This is a genomic window from Polynucleobacter sp. MG-27-Goln-C1 (assembly GCF_018881905.1).
In the GTDB taxonomy this organism is placed as follows: Bacteria; Pseudomonadota; Gammaproteobacteria; order Burkholderiales; family Burkholderiaceae; genus Polynucleobacter.
The window spans coordinates 112,199-136,771 of the sequence record NZ_JACVPM010000002.1 but is presented as its reverse complement, the minus strand read 5'-3'; the positions used below and the strand labels follow the sequence as shown (position 1 = coordinate 136,771).

General features: G+C 48.1%; 21 protein-coding genes. 12 read left to right on the top strand and 9 right to left on the bottom strand.

Annotated elements, in window-relative coordinates:
• Window positions 1-17: 17 nt before the first annotated feature.
• A complete protein-coding gene (locus ICN14_RS04745; RefSeq protein WP_216225289.1) occupies window positions 18-476 on the bottom strand; it encodes a tripartite tricarboxylate transporter TctB family protein in 459 nt (152 codons plus the stop codon).
• Window positions 477-599: 123 nt separating this feature from the next.
• On the opposite strand from ICN14_RS04745, the gene alaS reads away from it, so the two are divergent.
• Window positions 600-3,224, top strand: coding sequence for an alanine--tRNA ligase (gene alaS / locus ICN14_RS04740; protein ID WP_216225287.1), 2,625 nt, complete (start codon window positions 600-602; stop codon window positions 3,222-3,224).
• Window positions 3,225-3,232: 8 nt separating this feature from the next.
• On the top strand, window positions 3,233-3,460 hold the full coding sequence (locus ICN14_RS04735) for a sulfurtransferase TusA family protein (protein WP_216225926.1): 228 nt from the start codon (window positions 3,233-3,235) through the stop codon (window positions 3,458-3,460).
• Window positions 3,461-3,535: 75 nt separating this feature from the next.
• Here ICN14_RS04735 and galU read toward each other — a convergent pair whose 3' ends face one another.
• Together galU and ICN14_RS04725 are read right to left on the bottom strand one after the other, a co-directional pair.
• Window positions 3,536-4,426, bottom strand: a complete 891-nt coding sequence (galU, locus tag ICN14_RS04730; protein WP_216225285.1) for a UTP--glucose-1-phosphate uridylyltransferase GalU — start codon at window positions 4,424-4,426, stop codon at window positions 3,536-3,538.
• Window positions 4,427-4,439: 13 nt separating this feature from the next.
• A complete protein-coding gene (locus ICN14_RS04725; protein ID WP_216225283.1) occupies window positions 4,440-7,340 on the bottom strand; it encodes a valine--tRNA ligase in 2,901 nt (966 codons plus the stop codon).
• 24 nt (window positions 7,341-7,364) lie between these two features.
• Here ICN14_RS04725 and ICN14_RS04720 point away from each other — a divergent pair, with 24 nt between their 5' ends.
• Window positions 7,365-9,752: a UvrD-helicase domain-containing protein gene (locus tag ICN14_RS04720; protein ID WP_216225925.1), complete on the top strand. Its 2,388-nt coding sequence runs from the start codon at window positions 7,365-7,367 to the stop codon at window positions 9,750-9,752.
• Here the strand turns inward: ICN14_RS04720 and ICN14_RS04715 are convergent.
• The 3 genes from ICN14_RS04715 to ICN14_RS04705 are packed head-to-tail and all read right to left on the bottom strand — an operon-like array spanning window position 9,749 to window position 11,922.
• On the bottom strand, window positions 9,749-10,531 hold the full coding sequence (locus tag ICN14_RS04715) for a BPSS1780 family membrane protein (RefSeq protein ID WP_216225281.1): 783 nt from the start codon (window positions 10,529-10,531) through the stop codon (window positions 9,749-9,751). The genes ICN14_RS04720 and ICN14_RS04715 overlap by 4 nt on opposite strands.
• On the bottom strand, window positions 10,528-11,505 hold the full coding sequence (locus ICN14_RS04710; protein WP_216225278.1) for a homoserine kinase: 978 nt from the start codon (window positions 11,503-11,505) through the stop codon (window positions 10,528-10,530). Before ICN14_RS04710 ends, ICN14_RS04715 begins: the two co-directional genes overlap by 4 nt.
• Window positions 11,506-11,514: 9 nt before the next feature.
• Window positions 11,515-11,922: a hypothetical protein gene (locus ICN14_RS04705; protein WP_255535969.1), complete on the bottom strand. Its 408-nt coding sequence runs from the start codon at window positions 11,920-11,922 to the stop codon at window positions 11,515-11,517.
• Window positions 11,923-12,003: 81 nt separating this feature from the next.
• Between ICN14_RS04705 and polA the strand changes: the two genes are divergently transcribed.
• The 3 genes from polA to ICN14_RS04690 are packed head-to-tail and all read left to right on the top strand — an operon-like array spanning window position 12,004 to window position 16,524.
• Window positions 12,004-14,832 (top strand): DNA polymerase I, encoded by a 2,829-nt coding sequence (polA, locus tag ICN14_RS04700; RefSeq protein WP_216225277.1) that lies wholly within the window; start codon window positions 12,004-12,006, stop codon window positions 14,830-14,832.
• A 16-nt stretch (window positions 14,833-14,848) separates the two neighbouring features.
• A complete protein-coding gene (locus ICN14_RS04695) occupies window positions 14,849-15,745 on the top strand; it encodes a dienelactone hydrolase family protein (protein ID WP_216225275.1) in 897 nt (298 codons plus the stop codon).
• Between the two features lie 5 nt (window positions 15,746-15,750).
• On the top strand, window positions 15,751-16,524 hold the full coding sequence (locus tag ICN14_RS04690) for a ZIP family metal transporter (RefSeq protein ID WP_216225273.1): 774 nt from the start codon (window positions 15,751-15,753) through the stop codon (window positions 16,522-16,524).
• Here the strand turns inward: ICN14_RS04690 and ICN14_RS04685 are convergent.
• Both ICN14_RS04685 and ICN14_RS04680 read right to left on the bottom strand, forming a co-directional pair.
• Window positions 16,521-17,351, bottom strand: a complete 831-nt coding sequence (locus ICN14_RS04685; RefSeq protein WP_216225272.1) for a sulfurtransferase — start codon at window positions 17,349-17,351, stop codon at window positions 16,521-16,523. The genes ICN14_RS04690 and ICN14_RS04685 overlap by 4 nt on opposite strands.
• Before the next feature lie 36 nt (window positions 17,352-17,387).
• Complete coding sequence (locus tag ICN14_RS04680) at window positions 17,388-18,494, bottom strand: aromatic ring-hydroxylating dioxygenase subunit alpha (RefSeq protein WP_216225270.1); 1,107 nt, start codon at window positions 18,492-18,494, stop codon at window positions 17,388-17,390.
• Window positions 18,495-18,656: 162 nt separating this feature from the next.
• Here ICN14_RS04680 and xseB point away from each other — a divergent pair, with 162 nt between their 5' ends.
• The 4 genes from xseB to folE2 are packed head-to-tail and all read left to right on the top strand — an operon-like array spanning window position 18,657 to window position 22,589.
• The gene (xseB, locus tag ICN14_RS04675) at window positions 18,657-18,890 is read left to right on the top strand and encodes an exodeoxyribonuclease VII small subunit (RefSeq protein WP_015421852.1); all 234 of its coding nucleotides are present in this window, start codon (window positions 18,657-18,659) and stop codon (window positions 18,888-18,890) included.
• A gap of 22 nt (window positions 18,891-18,912) precedes the next feature.
• The gene (locus ICN14_RS04670; protein ID WP_216225269.1) at window positions 18,913-19,815 is read left to right on the top strand and encodes a polyprenyl synthetase family protein; all 903 of its coding nucleotides are present in this window, start codon (window positions 18,913-18,915) and stop codon (window positions 19,813-19,815) included.
• Window positions 19,816-19,831: 16 nt separating this feature from the next.
• Window positions 19,832-21,736 carry a 1-deoxy-D-xylulose-5-phosphate synthase gene (gene dxs, locus ICN14_RS04665; RefSeq protein WP_216225266.1) on the top strand — a complete coding sequence of 635 codons (1,905 nt, stop codon included), beginning with the start codon at window positions 19,832-19,834 and terminating at the stop codon, window positions 21,734-21,736.
• A gap of 25 nt (window positions 21,737-21,761) precedes the next feature.
• Window positions 21,762-22,589, top strand: coding sequence for a GTP cyclohydrolase FolE2 (gene folE2, locus ICN14_RS04660; protein WP_216225264.1), 828 nt, complete (start codon window positions 21,762-21,764; stop codon window positions 22,587-22,589).
• A gap of 22 nt (window positions 22,590-22,611) precedes the next feature.
• Here folE2 and tsaD read toward each other — a convergent pair whose 3' ends face one another.
• Window positions 22,612-23,685 (bottom strand): tRNA (adenosine(37)-N6)-threonylcarbamoyltransferase complex transferase subunit TsaD, encoded by a 1,074-nt coding sequence (gene tsaD / locus ICN14_RS04655; protein WP_216225263.1) that lies wholly within the window; start codon window positions 23,683-23,685, stop codon window positions 22,612-22,614.
• Between the two features lie 77 nt (window positions 23,686-23,762).
• On the opposite strand from tsaD, the gene rpsU reads away from it, so the two are divergent.
• Together rpsU and ICN14_RS04645 are read left to right on the top strand one after the other, a co-directional pair.
• Window positions 23,763-23,975 carry a 30S ribosomal protein S21 gene (gene rpsU / locus ICN14_RS04650; RefSeq protein ID WP_011903537.1) on the top strand — a complete coding sequence of 71 codons (213 nt, stop codon included), beginning with the start codon at window positions 23,763-23,765 and terminating at the stop codon, window positions 23,973-23,975.
• 119 nt (window positions 23,976-24,094) lie between these two features.
• The gene (locus ICN14_RS04645; protein ID WP_216225261.1) at window positions 24,095-24,541 is read left to right on the top strand and encodes a GatB/YqeY domain-containing protein; all 447 of its coding nucleotides are present in this window, start codon (window positions 24,095-24,097) and stop codon (window positions 24,539-24,541) included.
• Window positions 24,542-24,573 lie beyond the last annotated feature (32 nt).

Here is a 24,573-nt window from a genome sequence, read left to right as displayed (position 1 = left end):
TTCAGTATCCCGGTTTGTTATTGAAGAAAGAAAGGCAGTAATGGGAACTGAAGCTTCAGTCCTACTACAAACACTGAATAGGTAAATGCAACCAAGAAGGTGGCATTAATTAATGTGCCCTTCCAGTGAAACTCATGGCTTGCGCTCGCAGACATAAATACCAGTACAAATACTGCTACAACAAAGCCCATGGTTGGTAAGAGGATGCCGTAAAGGACTACTGAGCCGGTAATTAAGCCAATGATGCGCCAATTGAATTTAGGGATGCTTTCAATTGTGGCGGTCGCTCTTAAGGACTTTACTAGCACCAGTAAGCCTAAAAGTGACATCAGAATGCCGAGGAAGAATGGGAAATAGCCTGGACCCATTTTGGCCGCCGTACCCATTGGGTAATGGGTAGCTACTATGGTAAAGAATAGGCCGATAACCATGTACATGATTCCAGCGCCAAAATCCCGTTGATTGCGAATTTTCAAGTTGAGCTCCTTATATCGACTTAAAGGCCGATCTATTTATTGATGTTACGGGATTGTAAGGCAGGATTGAGGAGCTTTGCCTAGGGTTTGCCCCTGACTAGTGCCAATGCGATAATTATTCGCATGAAAGTCTCCCAAATTCGCCAGGCGTACCTGGACTACTTCGCCCAAAAAGGCCACCAAATTGTCCCTTCCAGCCCTGTGGTGCCTGGAGACGACCCAACCCTGTTATTTACCAATGCGGGTATGAATCAGTTTAAGGACGTCTTTTTAGGCTTTGATAAGCGCCCCTATAACCGTGCTACCAGCGCTCAGAAATGCATTCGTGCCGGCGGTAAACACAATGACTTGGATAACGTCGGCTATACAGCCCGTCATCACACCTTCTTTGAAATGTTGGGTAACTTCTCCTTTGGGGATTACTTTAAAAAAGATGCCATTCAGTTTGCCTGGGGCTTATTAACAGAAGTATTTAAGTTGCCAGAAGAAAAGCTGCTCGTCACCGTCTATGCGGAAGACGATGAGGCTTATGAAATTTGGAACAAGCAAATTGGTATTCCAGCGGAACGCATTATTCGCATCGGCGATAACAAGGGCGCTCGTTACGCTTCAGATAATTTCTGGATGATGGGTGATACAGGCCCATGCGGTCCTTGTACTGAAATCTTCTACGACCATGGTCCTCACATTGCGGGCGGCCCTCCGGGAAGTCCCGATGAAGATGGTGATCGCTACATCGAGATTTGGAATAACGTATTCATGCAGTTCAATCGCGACGAAGCGGGCAATATGCATCCTTTGCCTAAGCCTAGCGTAGATACTGGCATGGGTCTTGAGCGTATTGCCGCAGTTCTGCAGCACGTGCACTCTAACTATGAGATTGATCTCTTTGTTAATTTGCTCAAAGCGGCTAAGGAAGCTGTTGATGCGGCCGGTGGTGAGAATTGCGATCCAACAAGTCCATCACTTAAAGTCATTGCAGACCATATTCGCGCCTGTAGTTTTATTGTGGTGGACGGTGTTATTCCGGGTAATGCTGGTCGTGGCTATGTTCTACGTCGCATCACACGCCGTGCAATTCGTCATGGCTACAAATTGGGCGCACGCAAACCGTTCTTCTATCAACTCGTGCCCGCTCTTGTAAAAGAGATGGGTCAGGCTTATCCAGAGTTGCAGGCAGAAAAAGATAAAGTCAGTGAAGTGATTAAGCAGGAAGAAGAGCGCTTCTTTCAGACCATTGCTAACGGCATGGAAATTTTGGAGGGCGCGCTTGCTGGTGGTGCCAAGACGGTGGATGGTGAAACCGCTTTCCGTTTGCACGATACCTTTGGCTTTCCTTTGGACTTGACTGCGGACGTGTGCCGCGAGCGCGATGTCACGGTGGATGCTGAAGGCTTTGATTTGGCAATGCAAAAGCAGCGCGATCAAGCAAGAGCGGCTGGTAAGTTCAAGGTGGCTCAAGGCTTAGAGTATTCCGGCAAACCAACTCAGTTCCACGGCTACGACACCTTGAAACATGATGGCGCCAAAGTAACTGCGCTCTATGTTGATGGCTCTGCTGTGCAGTCTGTCAAAGCTGGTGATGCTGCAGTGATCGTTTTAGATAACACCCCTTTCTATGCTGAGTCTGGTGGACAGGTTGGCGATAAGGGTGAGTTGCGTAATGAAGCAGTACGTTTTGCAGTTGAAGATACTTTCAAGATTCAGGCGGATGTTTTTGGTCATCAAGGTGAAGTACAAGAGGGTGAGCTCAAAGTAGGCGATGCAATCAACGCCTTGGTGGATATTGAGCAAAGAACTGAAACAATGCGCAACCATAGCGCTACGCATATTTTGCATAAAGCATTGCGTGAAGTATTGGGCGACCACGTACAGCAAAAGGGATCTTTGGTTGATGCCAGTAAAACCCGTTTTGACTTTACTCACAACGCACCTATTACTGCACAAGAAATTCGTCGGATAGAAGATATTGTGAATGCCGAGATTTTGGCTAATACTGCGACTTCCGGAAAAGTCATGTCTTTGGATGACGCACAAAAGACGGGTGCCATGATGCTCTTTGGTGAGAAGTATGGTGATGAAGTTCGGGTGCTTGAAATCGGTAGCTCTAAGGAGTTATGTGGTGGAACCCACGTTGGCCGTACTGGCGACATCGGTAGCTTAAAGATTGTTTCTGAGGGCGGTGTTGCAGCTGGTATCCGTCGCGTTGAGGCGGTTACCGGTAGAAATGCATTGAACTTTCTGCAAGGCTTGGAAGACAAGATTAATGAAGCGGCGACGATTCTCAAAACCCATCCGGGTGATTTGGTGAATCGTGTTGCTCAGTTACAAGAAAGTTTGCGTCAGGCAGAGCGTGAGTTGGATAAAGTGAATTCCAAACTCGCTGCCAGCCAGGGTGATGAATTGGCTACACAAGCAATCGATGTCAATGGTCTTAAGGTGTTGGCAGCGCGCTTGGATGGTGCGGATGCGCAAGTTCTTCGCGAAACCATGGATGCTTTGAAGGCGAAGTTGAAAACAGCCGCCATTGTCTTGGCTTCTGTGCAGGGCGATAAGGTGAGTTTGATTGCTGGCGTGACTGCGGATTCGATTGCCAAAGTAAAGGCAGGCGACTTAGTGAACTTTGTTGCTCAGCAAGTGGGTGGTAAAGGTGGCGGCAAGCCAGAAATGGCGATGGCTGGCGGTACAGACCCAAGTAAGTTGGGCGCGGCCTTAGCTGGTGTGAAAGATTGGGTGGCCTCTAAGTGAGTGATGCTATCGAATTCAATCTCGAGGTAGATGCCATTGGCATGAACTGCCCGCTCCCAATTTTGCGTACCAAGAAAGCTTTAGCCACAATGCAGTCTGGCGAAGTGCTCAAAGTGAAGGCAACGGATTCCGGTGCAGCCCATGACTTTCCTGCATTTGCAAAGCAGACTGGTAACGAATTGCTATCGAGCTCTACAGAGGGTGATGTACTGGTTTTCTTCCTCAAGAGAAGATAAGACGCGCTGGAGCTCTCAGTAGCAAAGAAAAAGGCAGAAAGTGATTTCTGCCTTTTTTACTTTTAGTTCACGGGATTATTTTAGAGACCAGCTTTTGAGGTACTCAGCAAATTCTTCACCAACTTCTTGGTGACGCAAAGCAAAGTCTACTGATGCTTTGAGGTAGCCCAGTTTGCTGCCGCAGTCATAACGTACACCATCGTATTCATATGCAAATACAGGCTCTTCCTTGAGTAAGGCGGCAATAGCATCGGTGAGCTGAATTTCTCCGCCAGCACCAGGTTTTACATTGCGAATGTGATCAAAGATCTTTGATGAAAGCACATAGCGTCCTACAACTGCGAGATTAGAAGGGGCATCAGCTGGTTTTGGCTTTTCAACGATGCCATCGAGGCGATAGATCCCTTTGCTGACCTCATTTCCTGAGACAACTCCATAGGAGCCGCTTCTGGAGGGATCAATTTTCTCAACAGCCAGCACTGAGCCATTTTGCTCTTCATGAACTTTTAGCATTTGCGAAAGCACTGGAGGATACCCATCCAAAAGATCGTCCGCCAAAATGATTGCAAAAGGTTCGTCACCCACTAGTTTCTCAGCGCATAAAACAGCATGCCCTAAACCCAATGGTTCGGATTGTCGGATATATACGCAATCAACATTATCTGGTTTGACGCTACGCACGAGATGCAGGAGGTCTTGTTTATTTTTGGCCTCAAGAGCTGCTTCTAATTCATAGGCCTTATCAAAGTGATCTTCAATTGCGCGTTTGCTGCGGCCAGTAACAAAAATGAGTTCAGTAATGCCGGCGGCAATGGCTTCATCAACCGCATATTGAATGAGCGGTTTATCCACAACATTGAGCATTTCTTTCGGACTTGCTTTAGTAGCTGGCAAAAAACGTGTGCCAAATCCCGCAACCGGAAATACAGCCTTCGTTACCTTTTTGGAGCTGAAATGTAATGGCATGGAGAATCCGTTCTTATTTAAGACGTTCTAATTGTGCAACAAGCTTCTCATGGTTTTGCTCAAAGCCGGCAAGACGCTGTTTCTCTTGGGCAACCACCTCTTCTGGAGCGCGAGCCACAAAGCTTTCATTGCCAAGTTTGCTGCGTGCTTTAGTGATTTCATTGGCCAAGCGCTCAATTTCCTTGCCTAGACGAATTCTTTCGGCTGCTACGTCGACTTCAATCTTGAGTAGTAGCTTGATATTGCCAACTAAGGCCATCGGTGCGCCTGGGGCATCTTTCTCCAAAGCGGACTCATCACTGTAGATTTTGACTTCTGAAAGCTTTGCTAATGCAGTTAAGTAAGGGCTTGCCTGTTTCAGGAAATCTTGCGGTCCACTAACCCAGAGGGGCACTTTGAGTGCAGGTGAAACTTGCATCTCGCCGCGTAGGTTACGGCAAGCATCCACAATGGATTTAATTTGGGCAACCCAAGCTTCGCTTTGCTCATCAACCTTATCGAGCTGAGCAACGGGATATGGTTGCAGAGCAATCGTTTGCTTATCTTGCTTAACCAACTCTTTACCCACTTTAGGCCCGACGGTTTGCCAGAGAGTTTCAGTGATAAATGGAATCAGTGGATGCGCCATGCGCAAGATCGTTTCTAAAACGCGTAGTAGTGTGCGACGAGTGGCTCGTTGCTGTGCAGGAGTACCAGTCTGCAATTGAACCTTTGCTAATTCTAAGTACCAATCGCAATACTCATCCCAAACAAATTGATAAATACTGGTGGCAATATTGTCAAAGCGATAGTTCTGGAAGCCCTTGGCAACATCAGCTTCCGTTCTTTGCAATAAAGAAACAATCCATTTATCAGCCTCAGAAAAATCTAAGTAACCTTCTGGCCCGCATTGGTTGTCACACGGCGCAAAACCATTTTCTTCATCCTTGCCAGGACAGTTCATGAGAACAAAGCGAGTGGCATTCCATAGCTTGTTACAGAAGTTGCGATAACCCTCGCAGCGTTTCTGATCAAAGTTAATGTTGCGACCCAGTGATGCGAGTGAGGCAAAGGTAAAGCGCAGGGCATCGGTACCAAACGCAGGGATACCCTCCGGAAATTCTTTCTTGGTTTTCTTGCCAATGCTTTCAGCCTGCTTTGGATTCATCAGGCCAGTGGTGCGCTTCGCAACTAAGTCTTCAATCTTGATACCATCAATGAGGTCGATTGGATCCAAAGTGTTTCCTTTGGACTTACTCATCTTCTGACCTTCGGCATCACGAACTAAGCCGTGTACGTAAACAGTATTGAACGGAACCTTGCCAGTGAAATGACAAGTCATCATGACCATTCTGGCTACCCAGAAGAAGATGATGTCAAAGCCGGTTACCAGTACTGAGGATGGTAGGAAGTGATTGAGGGCAGGTGTTTCTTCTGGCCAGCCTAGTGAGCTAAATGGCACAAGCGCTGAGCTAAACCAGGTATCCAATACGTCAGGATCGCGATTCAACTCCCCGTTATAACCGGCAGCAACAGCCTTAGCTTTAGCTTCATCTTCAGAGCGGGCTACAAAGATCTGACCATCATCGCCATACCAGGCGGGGATTTGATGACCCCACCAGAGTTGACGAGAGATGCACCAGTCCTGAATGTTCTCTAACCACTGGGTATAAGTGCTGATCCAATTTTCTGGAACGAGCTTGATATCACCTTTGGTAACGGCATCCAATGCGGCACCAGCGATAGATGAGCCCGGTTGATATTTGTTATCAGGACTTGGCTTGGATACTGCAACAAACCATTGGTCAGTGAGCATTGGCTCAATGATGGTTTGAGTGCGATCACCACGTGGCACCATCAATTTATGCGGCTGTACTTTTTCTAGTAAACCGGCAGCATCTAAATCAGTAACGATTTGTTTGCGTGCAGCAAAACGCTCAAGGCCTTGATAAGTAGCAGGTGCATTTTCATTAATCTTGGCATCGAGAGTCAAAATATTAATGAGAGGTAATTGGTGGCGTTGTCCAACGGCGTAGTCGTTGAAGTCATGCGCAGGCGTCACTTTAACCACGCCAGTACCAAAAGCTAAATCAACATAGTCGTCCGCAATAATTGGAATCTCGCGATTGCATAGGGGCAGTTGTACTGACTTGCCAATGAGGTGTTTGTAGCGCTCGTCTTCTGGGTTGACCATGACGGCAACGTCGCCCAATAAGGTCTCCGGGCGAGTGGTGGCAACGGTCAGGTGTCCGGAGCCATCTGCTAATGGATAGCGGATGTGCCACATCGAGCCATCTTCTTCTTCGCTCACTACTTCTAAATCCGAGACGGCGGTTCCTAAAACCGGATCCCAGTTCACTAAACGTTTGCCGCGGTAAATTAAACCTTGCTCATGTAAACGAACAAATACTTCGACAACCGCTTTGGACATCTTGCTGTCCATCGTGAAATATTCTTTACCCCAATCAATCGAAGCGCCTAGGCGACGAATTTGACGTGTGATGGTGTTGCCGGAAGTTTCTTTCCACTCCCAGACTTTTTCTAAGAATTTCTCACGACCTAAATCGTGACGAGAAACTTTCTGTGCATCGAGTTGGCGCTCAACGACAATTTGTGTGGCGATGCCAGCATGGTCTGTGCCTGGAACCCACAAGGTATTTTTGCCAGACATACGGGCATGACGCACCAAGCCATCCATGATGGTTTGATTAAAGGCGTGACCCATGTGCAGGGTGCCCGTCACATTCGGTGGCGGCAACTGAATCGAGAAATCTCCCTTACCCTCATCTAGGGTGGCGTCGGCAATGCCTCGGCGTTCCCATTCCGGACCCCAATAAGCTTCAATTGGGGCGGGTTCGTAGGATTTGGCTAGTTCGTCTAAAGAACTAGTTAATGGGGGGTTGGGTGAATTAGGGGTATTCGAAGCATTTGGCATATGAGGCAAATTATAATTGGGGCGATGTACTCAGACCTACTCGCAAACCTTAATCCAGAACAACGCGAGGCAGTGACCCTCCCGCCAGTAAATGAAAATGGCCAGGCCCAGTCAGCCCTGATTTTGGCTGGCGCTGGTAGCGGAAAAACCCGCGTCCTCACGACCCGTATAGCCTGGTTGATCCAAACGGGTCAGGTTTCGCCGATTGGCGTCCTGGCGGTGACCTTCACGAATAAGGCCGCTAAAGAGATGATGTTGCGCTTAAGTGCCATGTTGCCCATCAATACTCGGGGTATGTGGATTGGCACTTTTCACGGTCTTTGTAACCGTTTGCTGCGTGCGCATCACAAAGAGGCTGGTTTGCCATCCACTTTTCAGATTTTGGACACCCAAGATCAGTTATCCGCTATTAAGCGCCTTTTAAAAGGCTTAAAGGTTGATGATGAGAAATACCCACCTAAGCAGTTGCAATACTTCATTGCACACGCCAAAGAGCGTGGTCAGCGTGCCAAAGAGTTATCTGTGGGGGATGACTTTCAGGCCAAGATGGCCCAGTTATACGAAGCCTATGATGAGCAGTGCCAACGTGAGGGCGTAGTCGACTTTGCTGAACTCCTATTGCGTAGCTATGAATTGCTAAAACATAACGAAGCAATTCGGACGCATTACCAAGAGCGCTTTCGCCATATCTTGATTGATGAGTTCCAGGATACCAATGCCTTGCAATACGCCTGGCTCAAATTACTGTCTGGCCATGATGTTAGTCGCGTCAATGTCAGTGGCATGGGCAGTAGCGCGGTATTCGCAGTGGGCGATGATGATCAAAGTATTTACGCCTTCCGTGGTGCAGACGTTGAGAACATGCGTCTGTATGAAAAGCAATATCACCCAATGATGGTCAAGCTTGAGCAAAACTATCGCTCACATGGCCACATCTTAGATACCGCAAACTATCTCATTTCCAACAACACGGATCGCCTGGGTAAAAACTTACGCACTGATGCTGGTCATGGCGAGCCAGTCCGCATCTATGATGCGCCGAGCGATCACGCAGAAGCTGCTTGGCTCGTAGACGAAATCAAAGCGCTGGTAAATAGCGGCATCAAGCGCACTGAAATTGCCTTGCTCTATAGAAGTAATGCCCAGTCACGCATCATCGAGCACGCCTTGTTTTCTGCCGCGATTCCCTATCGCGTATACGGTGGACTGCGCTTCTTCGAGCGTGCTGAGATTAAACACGCTTTGGCCTACCTACGTCTTCTAGAGAATCCAAATGACGACACCTCTTTCTCGCGTGTAGTGAATTTCCCGACACGCGGCATTGGTGCAAGATCGATTGAGGCTGTGCAAGATGCAGCCCGCGCTCAAAACAGTTCTTTGTATTTGGCTGCATCGACACTGGATGGTAAAGCGGGTGCATCCTTGGGCGGCTTTGTACGCTTGGTAGATCACATGCGTGAAGCTACTCGTCACAATACTTTGCCGGAGACAGTGGGGTTCGTTATTCAACATAGCGGCTTGATTCAGCACTACCTCTCAGAGCGTGAAGGTCAGGATCGCGTAGAAAACTTACAAGAATTAATTAACGCTGCGACCGCATTTATTGCGGAAGAGGGCTATGGCCAAGATGCCACTGCTGCTACGCTACCGGGTGAGAATGCCCCTGGCCTAGTGGAGGTCTCACCATTAGCGGCATTCCTCTCGCACGCATCGCTCGAGGCCGGTGATAACCAAGCTCAAGCAGGTCAAGACGCCGTTCAGCTGATGACAGTGCACTCTGCCAAAGGCTTAGAGTTCACCTCCGTATTTATTACTGGTTTAGAAGAGGGTCTGTTCCCGCATGAGAACAGCATCAATGAACAGAATGGTTTAGAAGAAGAGCGTCGTTTGATGTATGTTGCGATTACTCGGGCCAAGGAGCGTCTCTACCTCTCCCACACGCAGTCGCGGATGTTGCATGGCCAAGTGCGTTACAACATGCCTTCCCGCTTCTTGGAAGAGTTGCCATCTGATTCGCTGAAGTGGCTTACGCCAAAAGTAAAAGATGCCCGCTGGGGCGGCACTACTGGTGGAAACGGTGGCCGTTCAGGATCAACTTGGCAGGATGGCTATACCCGTCAGCGCGAGTTTGGATCGAATGACTTCTTTGATTCTGGCAATGAGCGTGAGCGACCTGCAAGGCAAATTGGTCGCGTAGGCTCTGCCTCAACTTCTGTTACCCGAATGGCTTCACCACCACGTGGCAACTATCCATTTACTATCGGACAGAATGTCTTTCATACCAAATTTGGTGAAGGGCGCGTGACTGGCTTAGAGGGTAATGATGCCGACGCGCGCGCTCAAGTGAACTTCAAGCGCCACGGAGTGAAATGGCTGCAGCTCAGTATTGCTAAGCTTGCAGCGATAGACTAAGCAATTAAGGTTGCTGATTCTTTTTCAGCAAAGCACGCTTTCCAAGTGGCGAAGAACGAGCAATGCATCACTGTCAATCCCGCCATGGAAATGGGGGCGATGATAAATGAGGCGGCTTGACCTAAATCTAGCGCGTCAAAGATAGAGCCAATCGTTAATGGAATAGCGATTAAGATCGCACCCCAAATAGCGATATACAAAAAGAATGCGCCACGATTTGCCCAGCATGCAATAGCGCTAGAGAAGAGCGCCTGCGCTACTGGCATATCAGCCCAAGCAACGAGCACGGGAGAGAACCACATCAACATCGCTACCGGGATATACAGCAGGCCGCCAAAAAAGAGAATCAGATAAATCTGACGAACTACTTCTGGGGTGATGGGCTTGTCATTCGTCATGAGGGGAATTAGTAACTCAAAATCCACCAACATGCTTAAGATAAAACTCAGCGCCAGAATGAGTGCCGCGTATACCAAGCCTAATTGCAGAATACGTTTACGAATTAATGGCGAAGATTGCAGGGCAATGACATAGACCGATGGGCGAATACGTTCTTTTTGAATCGCTTGCCGACAGGCGGTCATAAAGCCTACCGACAAAGTGGGCGTCAGTAATAGGACGGCAAAAACACCAATCACTGGTACGAGCACTGCTAGCTGCGCCACAAACACATACATGAATACCAGCATCAAAAAACCCAAAGGGTTTTGTTTGAACAGCCAAATGCCTTGACGTATCCAGGTGTAACCCTCTTTTGGGGCGACGGAGTTTAGTTTCATATTGCTTTGCGACTTAAGAGAATATTTTCAAAATGACGAGGGTCATGTGGTGTGAGCATTTGCGCATCACGTGGCAAGTAAAAATCCCACAGGCGTGAAATCCAGAAACGAAGAGCTGCGGCACGAATCATCAGTGGCCAGCTCGCTTGCTCTTCCTTGCTTAAGGGGCGAACAGATTGATACGCGTCCATCAACGCCTTGAAGCGAGCAGGATCTAAATCCTGTTTGTTTTCTGCAAGACACCAATCATTTGCTGTCACCGCTAAATCAAACAACCACTTGTCTGTTCCAGCGAAATAAAAGTCGAAGAAGCCACCCAGCTGGTCTTGAGAACTGTCACTTGCACCCTGAGGGTCAAACAGTACGTTATCTCTAAAGAGGTCGCAATGGCTTGCCCCTTGCGGCAGCGATGCATAAGCAGCAGAGGCAAAGAACTGCTCTTGAGTGGCAAGCTCAGTTGTGAGTAATTCTTTTTGTGCATCGCTCAGGTGGGATAAGACTTGCGGAACAGTTTTTTGCCACCAAGACAGGCTGCGTAGATTTTCTTGGGTGTGCTTAAAGTCACTGCTGGCCAAATGCATCTTTGCCAAGTTCTCACCAACCAATGCGCAATGCTTTGCTTCGGGCACCAGTCTAGAGAGACCTGGAAGCTTACTCACAATCGCTGCTGGCTTATCTTTAAGAGTAAATAGAATTTGCCCCTGTTTGTTTTCAAGAGGCTTAGGTACTGCAATCCCCTTGTCAGCCAAGTGGCGCATTAGCTCTAAGTAGTACGGAAGTTGCTCTGCTGAAAGTCTTTCGAAAATAGTCAGAACATATTCTTGTTTCTTGCCATCTTTCTCGGTGTCGAGAAAAAAATTGGAGTTCTCAATACCACCATGAATGCCGCGAATATCGATGGCCTGCCCAATATCAAAATCATTTGAGATCCAAGCGGAGATATCACTTAATTCAATAGGGGTGAAGACGGCCATAACTAGAAATTAAAAAGGGATACTGATGCTCGGTACGCTGATCAGATCAGTTTCTTTTGGTACGCCAGGCATCACTGTTGTTGGAGGCGCCATTTCATAGCTGGTGTAGCGCGTCTTCACATCCACTTGCGTAGGTGAATTGGCATCCTTGTATTCGGTAACTTCTGTGCCCGTAGCTTCTTTGTGCTGAAAGCTCGGTTTACGACCTTCAGGTGCATTTGTCACTTGTGATGCGTTGACTGCTGGTGCCAAAGGCTGATTATTAATGCGCTGTAGCTCGGATGGGCTCAGCGCTTGAGAATTATTTTGGGCATGTGCAAAATTGAGGCCAAAAGAGGCAAAAGCCACTAAAAAGCTTGTAATAACAAGGGCTTGGCTCAAAGAAGAGTGGAGTAAGTTAGTTAGAGCGTGCATCATTTTTCACCTTTTTAGGCCTCTTTTCAGGGGGATTTGAACCTGATCTGTAGGCAGTTAGCAACTAGATTGTACGATTGCGGTATGACTAAACATAGACTCTTGTTGGTAGACGGCTCTAGCTACCTCTATCGCGCCTTTCATGCCATGCCAGACCTCAGAAATGGGGCAGGCGACCCAACTGGGGCAATCTATGGGATGGTTAATATGATGCGCCGAGCTCGCTCGGAACTCAAGGCTGACCATATTGCCTGTGTTTTTGATGCCAAAGGCAAGACTTTCCGGGATGAAATGTACTCCGAGTACAAGGCGCACCGCTCCCCCATGCCGGAGGATTTAGTCAAACAGATTGAGCCGATCCATGCCATGGTGAAGGCCTTGGGCTGGCCGGTGTTGATGGTTTCGGGGGTTGAGGCTGACGACGTGATTGGCACCTTGGCTTGCCAAGCTACCCAAGCTGGCTGGGAAACCATTATTTCTACTGGCGATAAAGATTTAGCTCAGCTGGTGAATGCATCCGTCACTTTGATTAATACGATGACTGATGAAAAATTGGACATTGATGGAGTGATTGCTAAATTTGGCGTACCTCCCGAGCGCATCGTGGATTACCTTTCCATTATTGGTGACACGGTCGATAACGTACCTGGTGTTCCGAAGGCTGGTCCTAAAACAGCAAATAAATGGTTGGCTGAGTTTGGTGATTTAGATAATTTGATGGCGAATGCCGATCAAGTAAAAGGCGTTGTTGGCGAGAACCTGCGTAATAGTTTGGAGTGGCTCCCACAGGCACGTCAACTCATTACCGTCAAAACGGATTGTGATTTATCTCCACATCTTCCAGGTCTAGATGATCTACATGCAAAACCAGAAGATGCACCCCTCTTGAGAGAGTTATTTGAACGCTACGCCTTTAAGACGTGGTTGCGTGATGTAGAGAAACAATTGGGTGGAGCAGCTCCTGAAGCTGCTAGTGGTTTTGATTTGGCTGGTAGTCCCTTCAAAAATACTGCTGAAGAAAATGTAAAGGCTGTATCCAAGAAGTTTGGTCCCACTGCTACAGAAGCAACTACCGCCTTATCGCAAGAAACAACGGATCTGCAGGGTGCGATTGCAAAACACTATGAATGTGTTATCGATGAAGCAGCATTAGATCGCTGGATTAAAAAAATTGAAGGCGCTGACCTTACGGCGGTGGATACTGAGACTACTAGCCTAGATGCGCTGGCTGCAGAGCTAGTAGGTATCTCGCTTTGCGTTACTCCTGGAGAGGCCTGCTACATCCCAGTAGCGCACCGTAATGGAGAAACTCAGCTCAGTCGCGAATTAGTCTTGGCGCGCATGAAGCCTTGGTTAGAAGGCACTTCGCATCTGAAGGTGGGTCAGAACCTCAAGTACGACAGCCATATCTTTGCGAACTACGACATTACTTTGCAAGGCATTGCGTTTGACACCATGCTGGAGTCTTACGTACTTGAATCACATATGCCACACAACATGGATAACTTGGCCGAGCGACATCTCGGTATGAAGACCATTAAGTATGAAGAGGTGTGCGGGAAAGGTGTGCATCAGATTGGTTTTGATCAAGTCGATCTGAAGATCGCAACAGATTACGCCGCGGAAGATGCTGACATTACCTTACGTCTGCATTTAGCTCTGTGGCCGCAAATCCAGGAGAGCCCAGGCCTGCTGTATGTTTATGAAAATATTGAGATGCCAGCAATGCGTGTCCTTGGCATCATGGAGCGTAATGGGATTCGGATTGATTCAGGACTACTGTCTAAGCAGGGTCAAGAGGTTGGCAAACGTTTGCTGGCTTTGGAGAGTGAGATTCATAAGCTTGCAGGACAACCTTTCAATATTCAGTCTCCCAAACAGATTGCAGAAATTTTGTTTGGTCAGCTAGAACTCCCGGTAATTAAAAAAACGCCATCGGGCGCACCATCGACTGATGAAGAAGTTTTGCAAAAGCTGGCTGAAGACTATCCCTTGCCTGCCCGTATTTTGGATTACCGCAGTCTCGCTAAATTGATGTCGACTTATATTGAGAAGCTGCCACGCATGGCTGACCCTAAGACGGGTCGAGTGCACACCAGCTTTTCTCAGGCGACTGCAGTGACGGGGCGCTTGGCTTCTAGTGATCCGAACTTGCAAAATATTCCTGTGCGTACGGAAGAAGGTCGTCGTATTCGGGAGGCGTTTATTCCAGCTGAAGGATGTAAGTTGCTCTCAGCCGACTACTCACAAATTGAATTACGCATCATGGCGCACATTGCCGAAGACGAAAACTTGCTGGCTGCTTTTGCTGCTGGTAAAGATGTGCACCAAGCTACAGCAGCGGAGATTTTTGGAGTGCCGTTGGAGGGCGTTACTTCAGAGCAGCGCCGTTATGCCAAAGTGATTAACTTTGGCTTGATCTATGGCATGAGTGCTTTTGGCTTGGCGGGTACCTTGGGTATTGAGCGTTCAGCGGCTCAAAATTACATTGCTAAGTACTTTGATCGCTATCCAGGGGTTGCTCAATATATGGAACGTACTCGCTTGGAGGCCAGGGAGAATGGCTATGTCGAAACGGTATTTGGCAGACGTCTATGGTTGCCAGAAATTAAGGGTTCCAATGGCCCTCGCCGCCAAGGCGCAGAGCGTGCTGCGATCAATGCACCAATGCAAGGAACGGCAGCCGACCTTATTAAGTTAGCTATGGTTGCCGTCGAAAACTGGCTAGAAAAGGAGCAGCTTAAGACCCGTATGCTGCTCCAGGTGCATGATGAGTTGGTGTTTGACGTACCCTTGGATGAGCTGGAGCTCTTGCAGGCTAAGCTACCGGACTTAATGTGCAAGGTGGCGGAACTCAAGGTTCCTTTGGTAGTTGGTATTGGGATTGGCGATAATTGGGAAGAAGCACACTAAATCAGGAGACTAGAAAATGACAGCGAAAAAAGATCAAGATTCAAAAATAGTGTCTAGCGATAGAAGGGGCTTTATGAAGGCCTCTGCTATTACCGCAACAACTATGGGTATTGGCTTTGTTGCTGCTTCTGAGCCGGTCATGGCCGCAGCGATTGAAACAGATTTTGCTGGCATTAAAGCTGGTGAACAAATGATTCCAGTCGGAAGCTTTCAGCTGCCTGCTTATGTTTCTCGTCCAGAAAAGGCTAAAGGCAACTTGCCGATTGTGATCGTTGCTAGCGAAATTTTTGGTGTGCACGAATACATTGCTGACGTCACACGTCGTTTTGCGAAATTAGGTTACTTGGCGATTGCCCCCGAATTCTTTACTCGCGCTGGCGATCCGAATACTTACGGCACGATTGCTGAGATTCAGAAAAATATTGTTGCTCCTACTACGGACACGCAAGTGCTGAATGATTTGCAAGCGGCCTTAGTTTGGGCCGGAAAGAATGGCGGCGATCTGAAAAAAGTGGGCGTCACTGGATTTTGCTGGGGTGGCCGCATTACTTGGCTCTCAGCCACGCTCCCGCAGGTTAAGGCGGGTGTAGCTTGGTACGGTCGTGTCATTGGTGAAAAAACAGAAGGCAACCCGCGTCATCCAGTCGATATCGCTGCCGATCTAAAAGCACCTGTGCTGGGCTTATATGGCGGCGCTGATACTGGCATCTCTTTAGAGAGTGTTGAGCAAATGCGCGAAGCGTTGGCAAAAGCAGCGCCAAAAAATCCAGCGGCCAAAGCCTGTCGTTTTGAAATCTATCCTGATGCACCACATGCTTTCCATGCTGACTACCGCGCTAGTTATCGCGAAGGTCCCGCTAAAGATGGCTGGGAAAAATGCATTGCCTGGTTTAAACAAAACGGAGTTGCATAATTTCCATGTCAGTATTACAAAGCATCTTGTTGGTAACAGCGCTAGCGGGAACCGCTAGCGTTCTCGTTGCCGCAAGTTTTTCTTTGTCTTTTTTATCAAAGATGGTCCACAGCATGGTCAGTGTGTCAGTTGGTATTTTACTGGCCACTGCTTTGCTGCATTCATTACCTGAGGCATTTACGATGTCGGGCGCGAGCCCTCAGTTGCTATTTGCTACTTTGCTTGCGGGACTACTAGGCTTTTTCTTGCTCGAGAAAATTGCATTACTGCGCCACAGCCATCACCATGAAGGGGATGGCCACGATCATCACCATGGCCATGATGCTGAAGTTGCGGGTCGTAGCGGTTGGATGATTTTGGTTGGCGATGGATTACATAACTTTGTTGATGGTGTTTTGATTGCTGCCGCATTCATGGCGGATTATCAGGTGGGTATCTTTACTGCCATTGCCATCATTGCCCATGAGATTCCTCAGGAGATTGGGGATTTCATCGTATTGCTCAATGCGGGATTCTCTCGAACTCGCGCCTTGGTGTACAACTTCATTTGTGGTTTGTCTGCGGTAGTGGGCGGCGTACTGGCTTACTTCTTCTTAGAGAAGGCTCATGCAGCAATGCCATATTTGCTCGTGATTGCATCCAGTAGCTTTATTTACATTGCGGTGAGTGATCTCATTCCGCAAATGCATCGACGCCCACATTGGGCTGAGTCTTTACGTCAAACGATTTTGATTGCTTGCGGCGTTGGTTTTGTAATCTTGCTCTCGCTGCTGCATTAAAGCGCCACTGGCCGGCTTGGATCGGCACACCATTCACTCCAGCTGCCTGCATATAGGCGTGAACCCTTGAGTCCAGCGACCTCCATGGCGAGTAAATTGTGGCAGGCTGTTACTCCAGAGCCGCACTGGTGAATCACTTCAGAGGCTTTGGTGGATCCCAGGAGAGCATGAAAATCTTTGTACAACTGCTCCGAGGTTTTGAAAGATTTGCCAGTGAGATTTTCTCTAAAGCAGTAATTGATTGCGTTGGGAATGTGTCCGCCAACTGGATCTAATGTTTCATTCTGACCATGAAAGCGATCGTTTGCACGAGCATCCACGATGACATTGATTTTGGCTTGAAGATTGTGAACAACCTCTTCTACCGTCACCAAGCCAACATAAGGCATCGCTGGCACAGGAGCACTTGTAGCCTCAGGCTGCCGTGGCAGGGTGCCTATTGGGCCATTCCAAGCATCTAGGCCGCCATCTAATACTTGAACATTGGCATGACCAGTTGCCTTGAGCATCCACCACAAGCGACTGGCATATACGGAGCCTTGATTGTCGTAGGCGATCACCAAAGTTTTTGAATCCATTCCTAAGCGGGATTTGGTTTGCGCCCAGGCTTCAGGAGTTGGTAGTGGGTGGCGACCATTCTTACCAGTCTTGGCGCCAGATAAATCGTGATCTAGATCGACGTAGAGTGCGCCCGGAATATGCCCCTCTAAATAAGACTTTCTACCTGCTAGTGGGTCAACTAAATCAAAGCGGCAATCACAGAGCAAAACATTCTCGCCACTATTGAGGATTTCTTCTAACTGGTTTGCAGTAATGAGAGGCGTCATGATGGCTTCCTAATGGGTGCGATGAGTATTACTGGATTATGCGCCTTGATAGTTCATGGCACGACGGTACCATTCATGGAAATGCTGCATGCCATCTTCCATCGGGCTTTGATAGGGCCCTACTTCATTTTGACCGCGTGCTAACAAGGCGGCGCGACCAGCATCCATACGCTCTGCAATCTCATCATCCTCAATACAAGTTTCCATATAGGCTGCACGCTCTGCCTCTACAAACTCACGCTCAAAAAGAGCGATCTCTTCTGGGTAATAAAACTCAACCACATTGCGTGTTTTATTCGGACCCATGGGGTGTAATGTCGAAACGCATAAAACCCCTGGGTACCATTCCACCATCACATTGGGGTAGTAGGTCAGCCAGATAGCGCCATGGCGCGGTGTCTTACCCTCGTGGTGGCGCAATACCGCTTCATGCCACTTTTGATAAACCGGAGAGCCAGGCTTCTCTAGGTTTTTATGAATGCCAACAGTTTGTACGCTGTGCCAGTCACCGAATTCCCAACGCAAGTCTTCACAAGAAACAAACTTACCTAAGCCTGGGTGAAATGGGACGACGTGATAGTCCTCAAGGTAGACCTCGATAAAAGTCTTCCAGTTGTAATTGCACTCATGGACTTCAACGTGATCTAGAACATAACCCTCAAAATTAAGATCATCAGCTACGCCGAGCTTGGCAAGATCGGTGCGCACATCACGCGGACCTTCAAATAAGAGTCCTTGCCAATTTTGCAAGGGTGACTTGCCTAGGTTGAGGCAAGGCTTATTTTCAAAATGGGGTGCACCCATGAGCTGACCATTTAAATCGTAGGTCCAGCGATGCAAGGGGCAAACGATGTTGTCTGCCTTACCTTTGCCGTTGAGCATGAGTGCTTGGCGATGACGGCAGACATTGGAAAGAAGTTCAACGCCATGGGCATTACGAACCAGTAGGCGACCCTCATTTTCTGAGGTTAAGGTTTGATAAGAGCCAATCTCAGGAACCATGAGTTCGTGACCAACATAGCCTGGGCCCTGCTTAAAAAGCAGTTCAATTTCACGCTGATAGAGATCAACGTCAAAATAGGCCGAAACCGGCAGTTGTAAGTTGGACGGCGCAAGTTGCTGCGCGGTAGCCAGATTAGTCATTCTCCCCACCCCCGAAAACGTCAGCCGAAGCTAAGCGGAATTACCAATCCAACCATCGACGGATCGATATTGAAAAGGAAGGAGGGAATTATACCCATCTGACCCCCGTCTCGCTTTAATATGTAGGGCTACATCTGTGAGAAATTTGAAGGAAATAAGCCAATGCCAGCAAAGAAATCTGAGGGTCAGAAACCCGGTCTTGAGGTTCAAATCGACCCCAACTTGCGTTACGAGCAGGCTGTAAAAGAGCTAGAAAAGCTGATTTCTGACATGGAGTCAGGCAAATTCTCTCTGGAAGAGACGCTTTTAGCTTATCAACGAGGTGCGGCGCTCTTAAAGCATTGCCAAGCCATGCTGGCTCAAGTTGAGCAGCAGGTCCGGGTATTTGAAGCGTAAGTCACGCGCAAATTAAACCTTCATGAACAATGCACTTTCATTTGAAGATTGGGTTCGCGCTCACGGGCAGCGAACCGAATCGGCTTTAGACAATTTGCTTGATGCTGCCGATACCAATCCTGCGCGTTTGCATGAAGCTATGCGTTACGCCGCTCAAGGTGGCGGTAAACGCATTCGTCCCTTATTGGTTTATGCCGCTGGTGAGTTAAGTGATGATTCCAGTCAAGAGAAGAAGGTAGCTTTAGATTCTGCTGCTGTGGCAATCGAATGTATTCACGCCTATTCATTAGTGCATGATGATTTGCCTTGCATGGATGATGATGATTTGCGTCGTGGCCGACCCACAGTCCACAAGGCCTTCGATGAGGCGACTGCTTTATTGGTTGGCGATGCATTGCAAACTCGCGCATTTGAGATTTTGGCAAATGCACAGTGTGATGCTGATACGCGATTGGCCATGATCAGTGCTTTGGCCAGTGCATCTGGTTCGCGTGGAATGGCAGGCGGACAAGCGATTGATTTAGAAAGTGTGGGCAAGAAGTTAGATCTGGGTGGCTTAAAGCAAATGCATGCGATGAAAACAGGCGCTTTGCTTTCTTGTTCGGTGCAGATGGGTGGTATTGCTGCCAAGCTTAATTCGGCTCAAATGCAACATCTCCAAAATTACTCCGGAGCTTTAGGTTTAGCCTTTCAAATTGTGGATGATGTTCTCGACGCTACTTCGGATAGTCAAACCCTGGGTAAAACCGCTGGGAAAGACGCTGCCAATGACAAGCCAACCTATGTCACCTTGATGGGTTTAGACTATGCACAGAAAGCAGCAAAAGATTTGCAAGAAACCGCAATTGCTAGCTTAGAGAGTTTTGGCCCTAAAGCCCAGGCTCTAAAAGATTTGGCTCTGTTAGTAGTTAATAGAGGCAAATAAGATTACTGAAGATTTGATGACTTTAAATTCCATTCACTCCCCTGCAGATTTAAAAAAACTTCCCCGCGAGCAGCTTCCTGCGCTCGCAGATGAGTTGCGTCAGTTTGTCTTGGATTCTGTTTCTAAAACGGGTGGACACCTTTCATCTAATTTAGGAACAGTTGAACTATCGATTGCACTGCACTATGTCTTCGATACACCCCAGGATCGAATCGTCTGGGACGTGGGTCATCAAAGTTATCCACATAAAATTTTGACTGGTCGTCGTGAGCGCATGAATACGCTGCGTCAGTTTGACGGCTTATCTGGTTTTCCACGTCGCGCTGAAAGTGAATACGATGCCTTTGGCACTGGGCACTCCTCAACAAGTATTTCTGCAGCAATGGGTATGGCGCGTGCCTTTCAAACCAAAGGTGAAAAACAAGTTGCGGTTGCTGTGATTGGCGATAGCGCGATGACTGGTGGCATGGCGTTTGAAGCCATGAACAATGCCGGCGTGTATGACGACTTGCCATTGGTTGTGATTCTGAATGACAACGATATGTCGATCTCGCCAGCAGTGGGCGCGCTCAATCGACACTTGGCTAGATTATTAAGTGGCAATATTTATTCTGCAACGAAGAAGGGCATTGATAGCGTTTTATCCATTGCGCCGCCATTGCGTGAGTTTGCAAAACGTTTAGAAGATCACGCCAAGGGCATGGTTTCACCTTCAACTATTTTTCAAGAGTTTGGCTTTAACTACTTTGGGCCAATCGATGGTCATGATTTAGATGCGCTCATTCCGATGCTGCAAAACGTACGCCGCTTAGCGCTCGAAGGTCGTGGCCCACAGTTCTTGCATGTCGTGACGCGCAAAGGTCAAGGCTATGAGTTGGCTGAAGCGGATCCAGTTCTGTATCACGGCCCAAGCAAGTTCAACCCAGAAGAGGGTGTTAAGAAGTCCGCCACTCCTGCCCCTAAAACCTTTACTCAAGTATTTGGTGAGTGGCTGTGCGATATGGCACATGCCGATCCATTGTTAATTGGTATTACGCCAGCAATGCGCGAGGGCTCTGGTCTCGTAGAGTTTGAGCAGAATTTCCCAAAGCGTTATTACGACGTTGGTATTGCAGAACAACATGCAGTGACTTTTGCTGCTGGTATGGCATGTGAAGGGATGAAGCCCGTAGTGGCGATCTATTCAACCTTCTTGCAGCGCGCTTACGATCAACTGATTCATGATGTGGCGATTCAAGATCTTCCAGTGTTGTTTGCATTGGACCGTGCTGGCTTAGTCGGCGCAGATGGCGCAACGCATGCTGGTGCCTATGACATCCCGTTCTTGCGTTGCATTCCAAATATGTTGGTATTAACGCCAGCAGATGAAGCAGAGTGTCGCGATTTACTAACGACAGCTTTCCATCAGCCTCACCCAAGTGCAGTTCGTTATCCGCGTGGTGCTGGTGTTGGAACTATTCCTTCAAAAGAATTGCGTACCGTGCCATTAGGCAAAGGTGAATTGCGCCGTAAGTCCACTGCACCCGCAGGCCAGCGCGTAGCAATTTTGGCTTTCGGAACTTTGCTGTACCCAGCACTCGAAGTGGCCGAACATATTGATGCTTCAGTTGCTAATATGCGCTTTGTAAAGCCATTGGATCTGGAGCTTCTTAAATCTTTGGCGCAAGATCATGATTATTTTGTGACGATTGAAGATGGTGCGATTCAGGGTGGTGCTGGTAGCGCTTGCTTAGAGGCACTCTCCGCTATGGGTATTAATAAGCCCCTATTGCAACTAGGTCTTCCAGATGAATTCGTAGAGCATGGCGATTACAAACTCTTGATGAGTAAGTGTGGCCTGGACTCTGAGGGGATTGCAAAGGCCATTTCCCTGCGTTTCCCCCTGAAAACTGCTGCAAATCCTGTGGCTGCAGGCAAATAAGTCATTTTTGCTTGAAAATAGAGCCATGAACGACATCAACACCGCCTTTCTCAAACCGCAATCCATGCCGGATATTCAATCCTCGCATGATGAGCGTGCTTTGCCAATTGAGCAGGTTGGGATTCGGGGATTGCGTCATCCATTAAGTATTCGCACTCAGACAGGCGTAATGCCGGCTGTTGGTAATTTTGAAATGGATGTAGCTTTGCCTGCGCATGTGAAGGGCACCCATATGTCCCGTTTCATTGCGCTCTTACAAAAACACAATGAGCCTATTGATAGCGCATCCGTAGTTGCAATGGTGCGTGAGATGTTGCCGCTACTCAATGCAACAGAAGGTCGCATTCAATTTACTTATACGCACTTCGTAAAAAAAGCTGCTCCCGTATCTGGTGTTGAAAGCTTGATGGATTACGAGGTAACTTGGACTGCGAAGGCTAAACAAAATGCGTCTGGCGAAATCGGCGTTGAGTTAAACCTCCGCGCCTTAGTTCCTGTGATGAGTTTGTGCCCTTGCTCGAAAGAGATTTCTGAGTACGGCGCACATAATCAACGCTCACATGTAACGATGTCTGTTGAGCTTGATCCACAAACCAAGATGACAGTAGAAGATTTGGTTGCAGCCGCTGAGAGCCAAGCCTCTAGCGAGTTGTGGGGTTTGCTCAAGCGCCCTGATGAGAAGTGGGTTACTGAGCGTGCGTATGACAATCCAAAGTTTGTAGAAGACTTGGTGCGCGATGTTGCTGGTCAACTTAAAGGCGATGATCGTATTTTGTCTTTAGTGGTTGAGGCTGAGAACTTTGAGTCGATTCACAATCACAGCGCCTACGCTAAAATTAGTCTGACTAAGTAAGCAGCACTAAAACGAGATTTACTTAAGCGAGATTATTGCTCGCCAAATCCCAACGGGGTTTGATATCAAAAGCACCCGAAGTAGTTGAGCCGTTATTTTCTGCCAACATACGTAGTGCACCAGCAAAAGCAATCATCACACCGTTATCGGTACACAGATCAACTGGTGGGTAGTGCACTTCAAATCGATTTTTCTTGGCACTTGCATTCAGAGCTGCGCGTAATTGCAAATTGGCACCCACACCACCAGCGAGCACTAAATGTTTGCAACCAGTTTGCTTCAGCGCCTTTTCTGACTTGCTGACTAACACCGCCACCAAGGAATCGACAAAGCTGCGAGCAAGATCCGCATGAAATGTTGCAATTTCTTCGGAATCGGTAATGCCCAGTGCTTCAAATTTTTTCACCTGATTCAGGACTGCCGTTTTGAGTCCCGAGAAAGAGAAATCCAAATCCCCTGAATGCAACATTGGCTTGGGCAGGTCAAATCTTCCAGATTGGCCTTTTTCTGCCAATTTAGAAATGGCGGCTCCACCCGGGTAGTCCAAACCCAGCAACTTAGCCGTTTTATCGAAGGCTTCGCCAGCAGCGTCGTCCAAGGTTTCGCCTAGAAGTTGGTATTTGCCAACTCCGCTCACCAGCATCAGTTGGGTATGTCCACCCGAGACTAAAAGGGCGATAAACGGGAATTCCGGTACTGAAACCCCTAAAAGCGGGGAAAGTAGGTGCCCTTCAAGGTGGTGTACCCCAATGGAGGGTAAATTGAGGCCCTGAGCCAAGGATTTGGCAAAGGCGCTACCTACTAGCAGGGCGCCAGCTAAGCCGGGACCCTGGGTATAGGCCACCGCATCCATATCCTTTAATTTGAGGCCAGCTTCATGCAAAGCGTCGTCCAAAAGGGGTAAAACCCGTCTTATATGGTCTCTAGAGGCCAATTCTGGTACAACGCCCCCATAGTCCCGGTGCATGGCTATTTGGGAGTGCAGGGCCTGCCCTAGGATGCCCTGATGGGCTGGGGCGTGGTTTTCCCAGGGGGAGGTGTCATATATGGCCACCCCGGTCTCATCACAAGAAGTTTCTATGCCTAAAACAATCATTTTTTTGCTTGGTCGTGCTAGAATCGCGTTTCAGTTAATTTTTCGATATTTTTCGAGCATATACGAGTTAAACAAGTATGACTACAGTCCGCCTCCGTGAGAACGAACCTTTTGAAGTGGCATTGCGCCGTTTCAAGCGCACCATTGAAAAGAATGGCCTTTTGACAGACTTGCGTGCCCGCGAGTTCTACGAGAAGCCAACGGCTGAACGTAAGCGCAAGAAGGCCGCTGCTGCTAAACGCCATTACAAGCGTATCCGCAGCCAGATGTTGCCTAAAAAGCTTTACTAATCGAATTTAAAAGCTCTCCTCACCGAGAGGCTTTGAAACCCGCTGACGGTGAAACGCAGCGGGTTTTTGCTTTTGAATCACCAGCAATTTATTAGATACTGAATACTAGGAAAAATGCCATGAGTCTGAAAGATCAAATTACCGAAGATATGAAAAACGCAATGCGTGCAAAAGAAGTAGCGCGCCTTGGAACTATTCGTCTTTTGCTGGCAGCTATCAAGCAGCGTGAAGTAGATGATCGCATTGTGATGGATGATGCAAGTGTGATCGCCACCGTTGAGAAGATGATTAAGCAACGCAAAGACTCTATCTCTCAATTTGAAAAAGCCAATCGTGATGATTTAGTTGCGATTGAAGCGGCTGAGATGGTCATTCTGCAAGATTACTTACCCGCACAGTTGTCTGATGCTGAAGTGGAAGCGGCTGTAGCTGCAGCAGTTGCATCAACAGGCGCTGCTGGACCGCAAGACATGGGCAAAGTGATTGGTGTTCTCAAAGGTCAGTTGGCTGGTAAGGCTGACATGGGTAAAGTTTCTGGTTTGGTAAAAGCTGCACTTGCTAAGTAAGTTGAAAGCAAGCTAAAAAATCAGCCTCATCT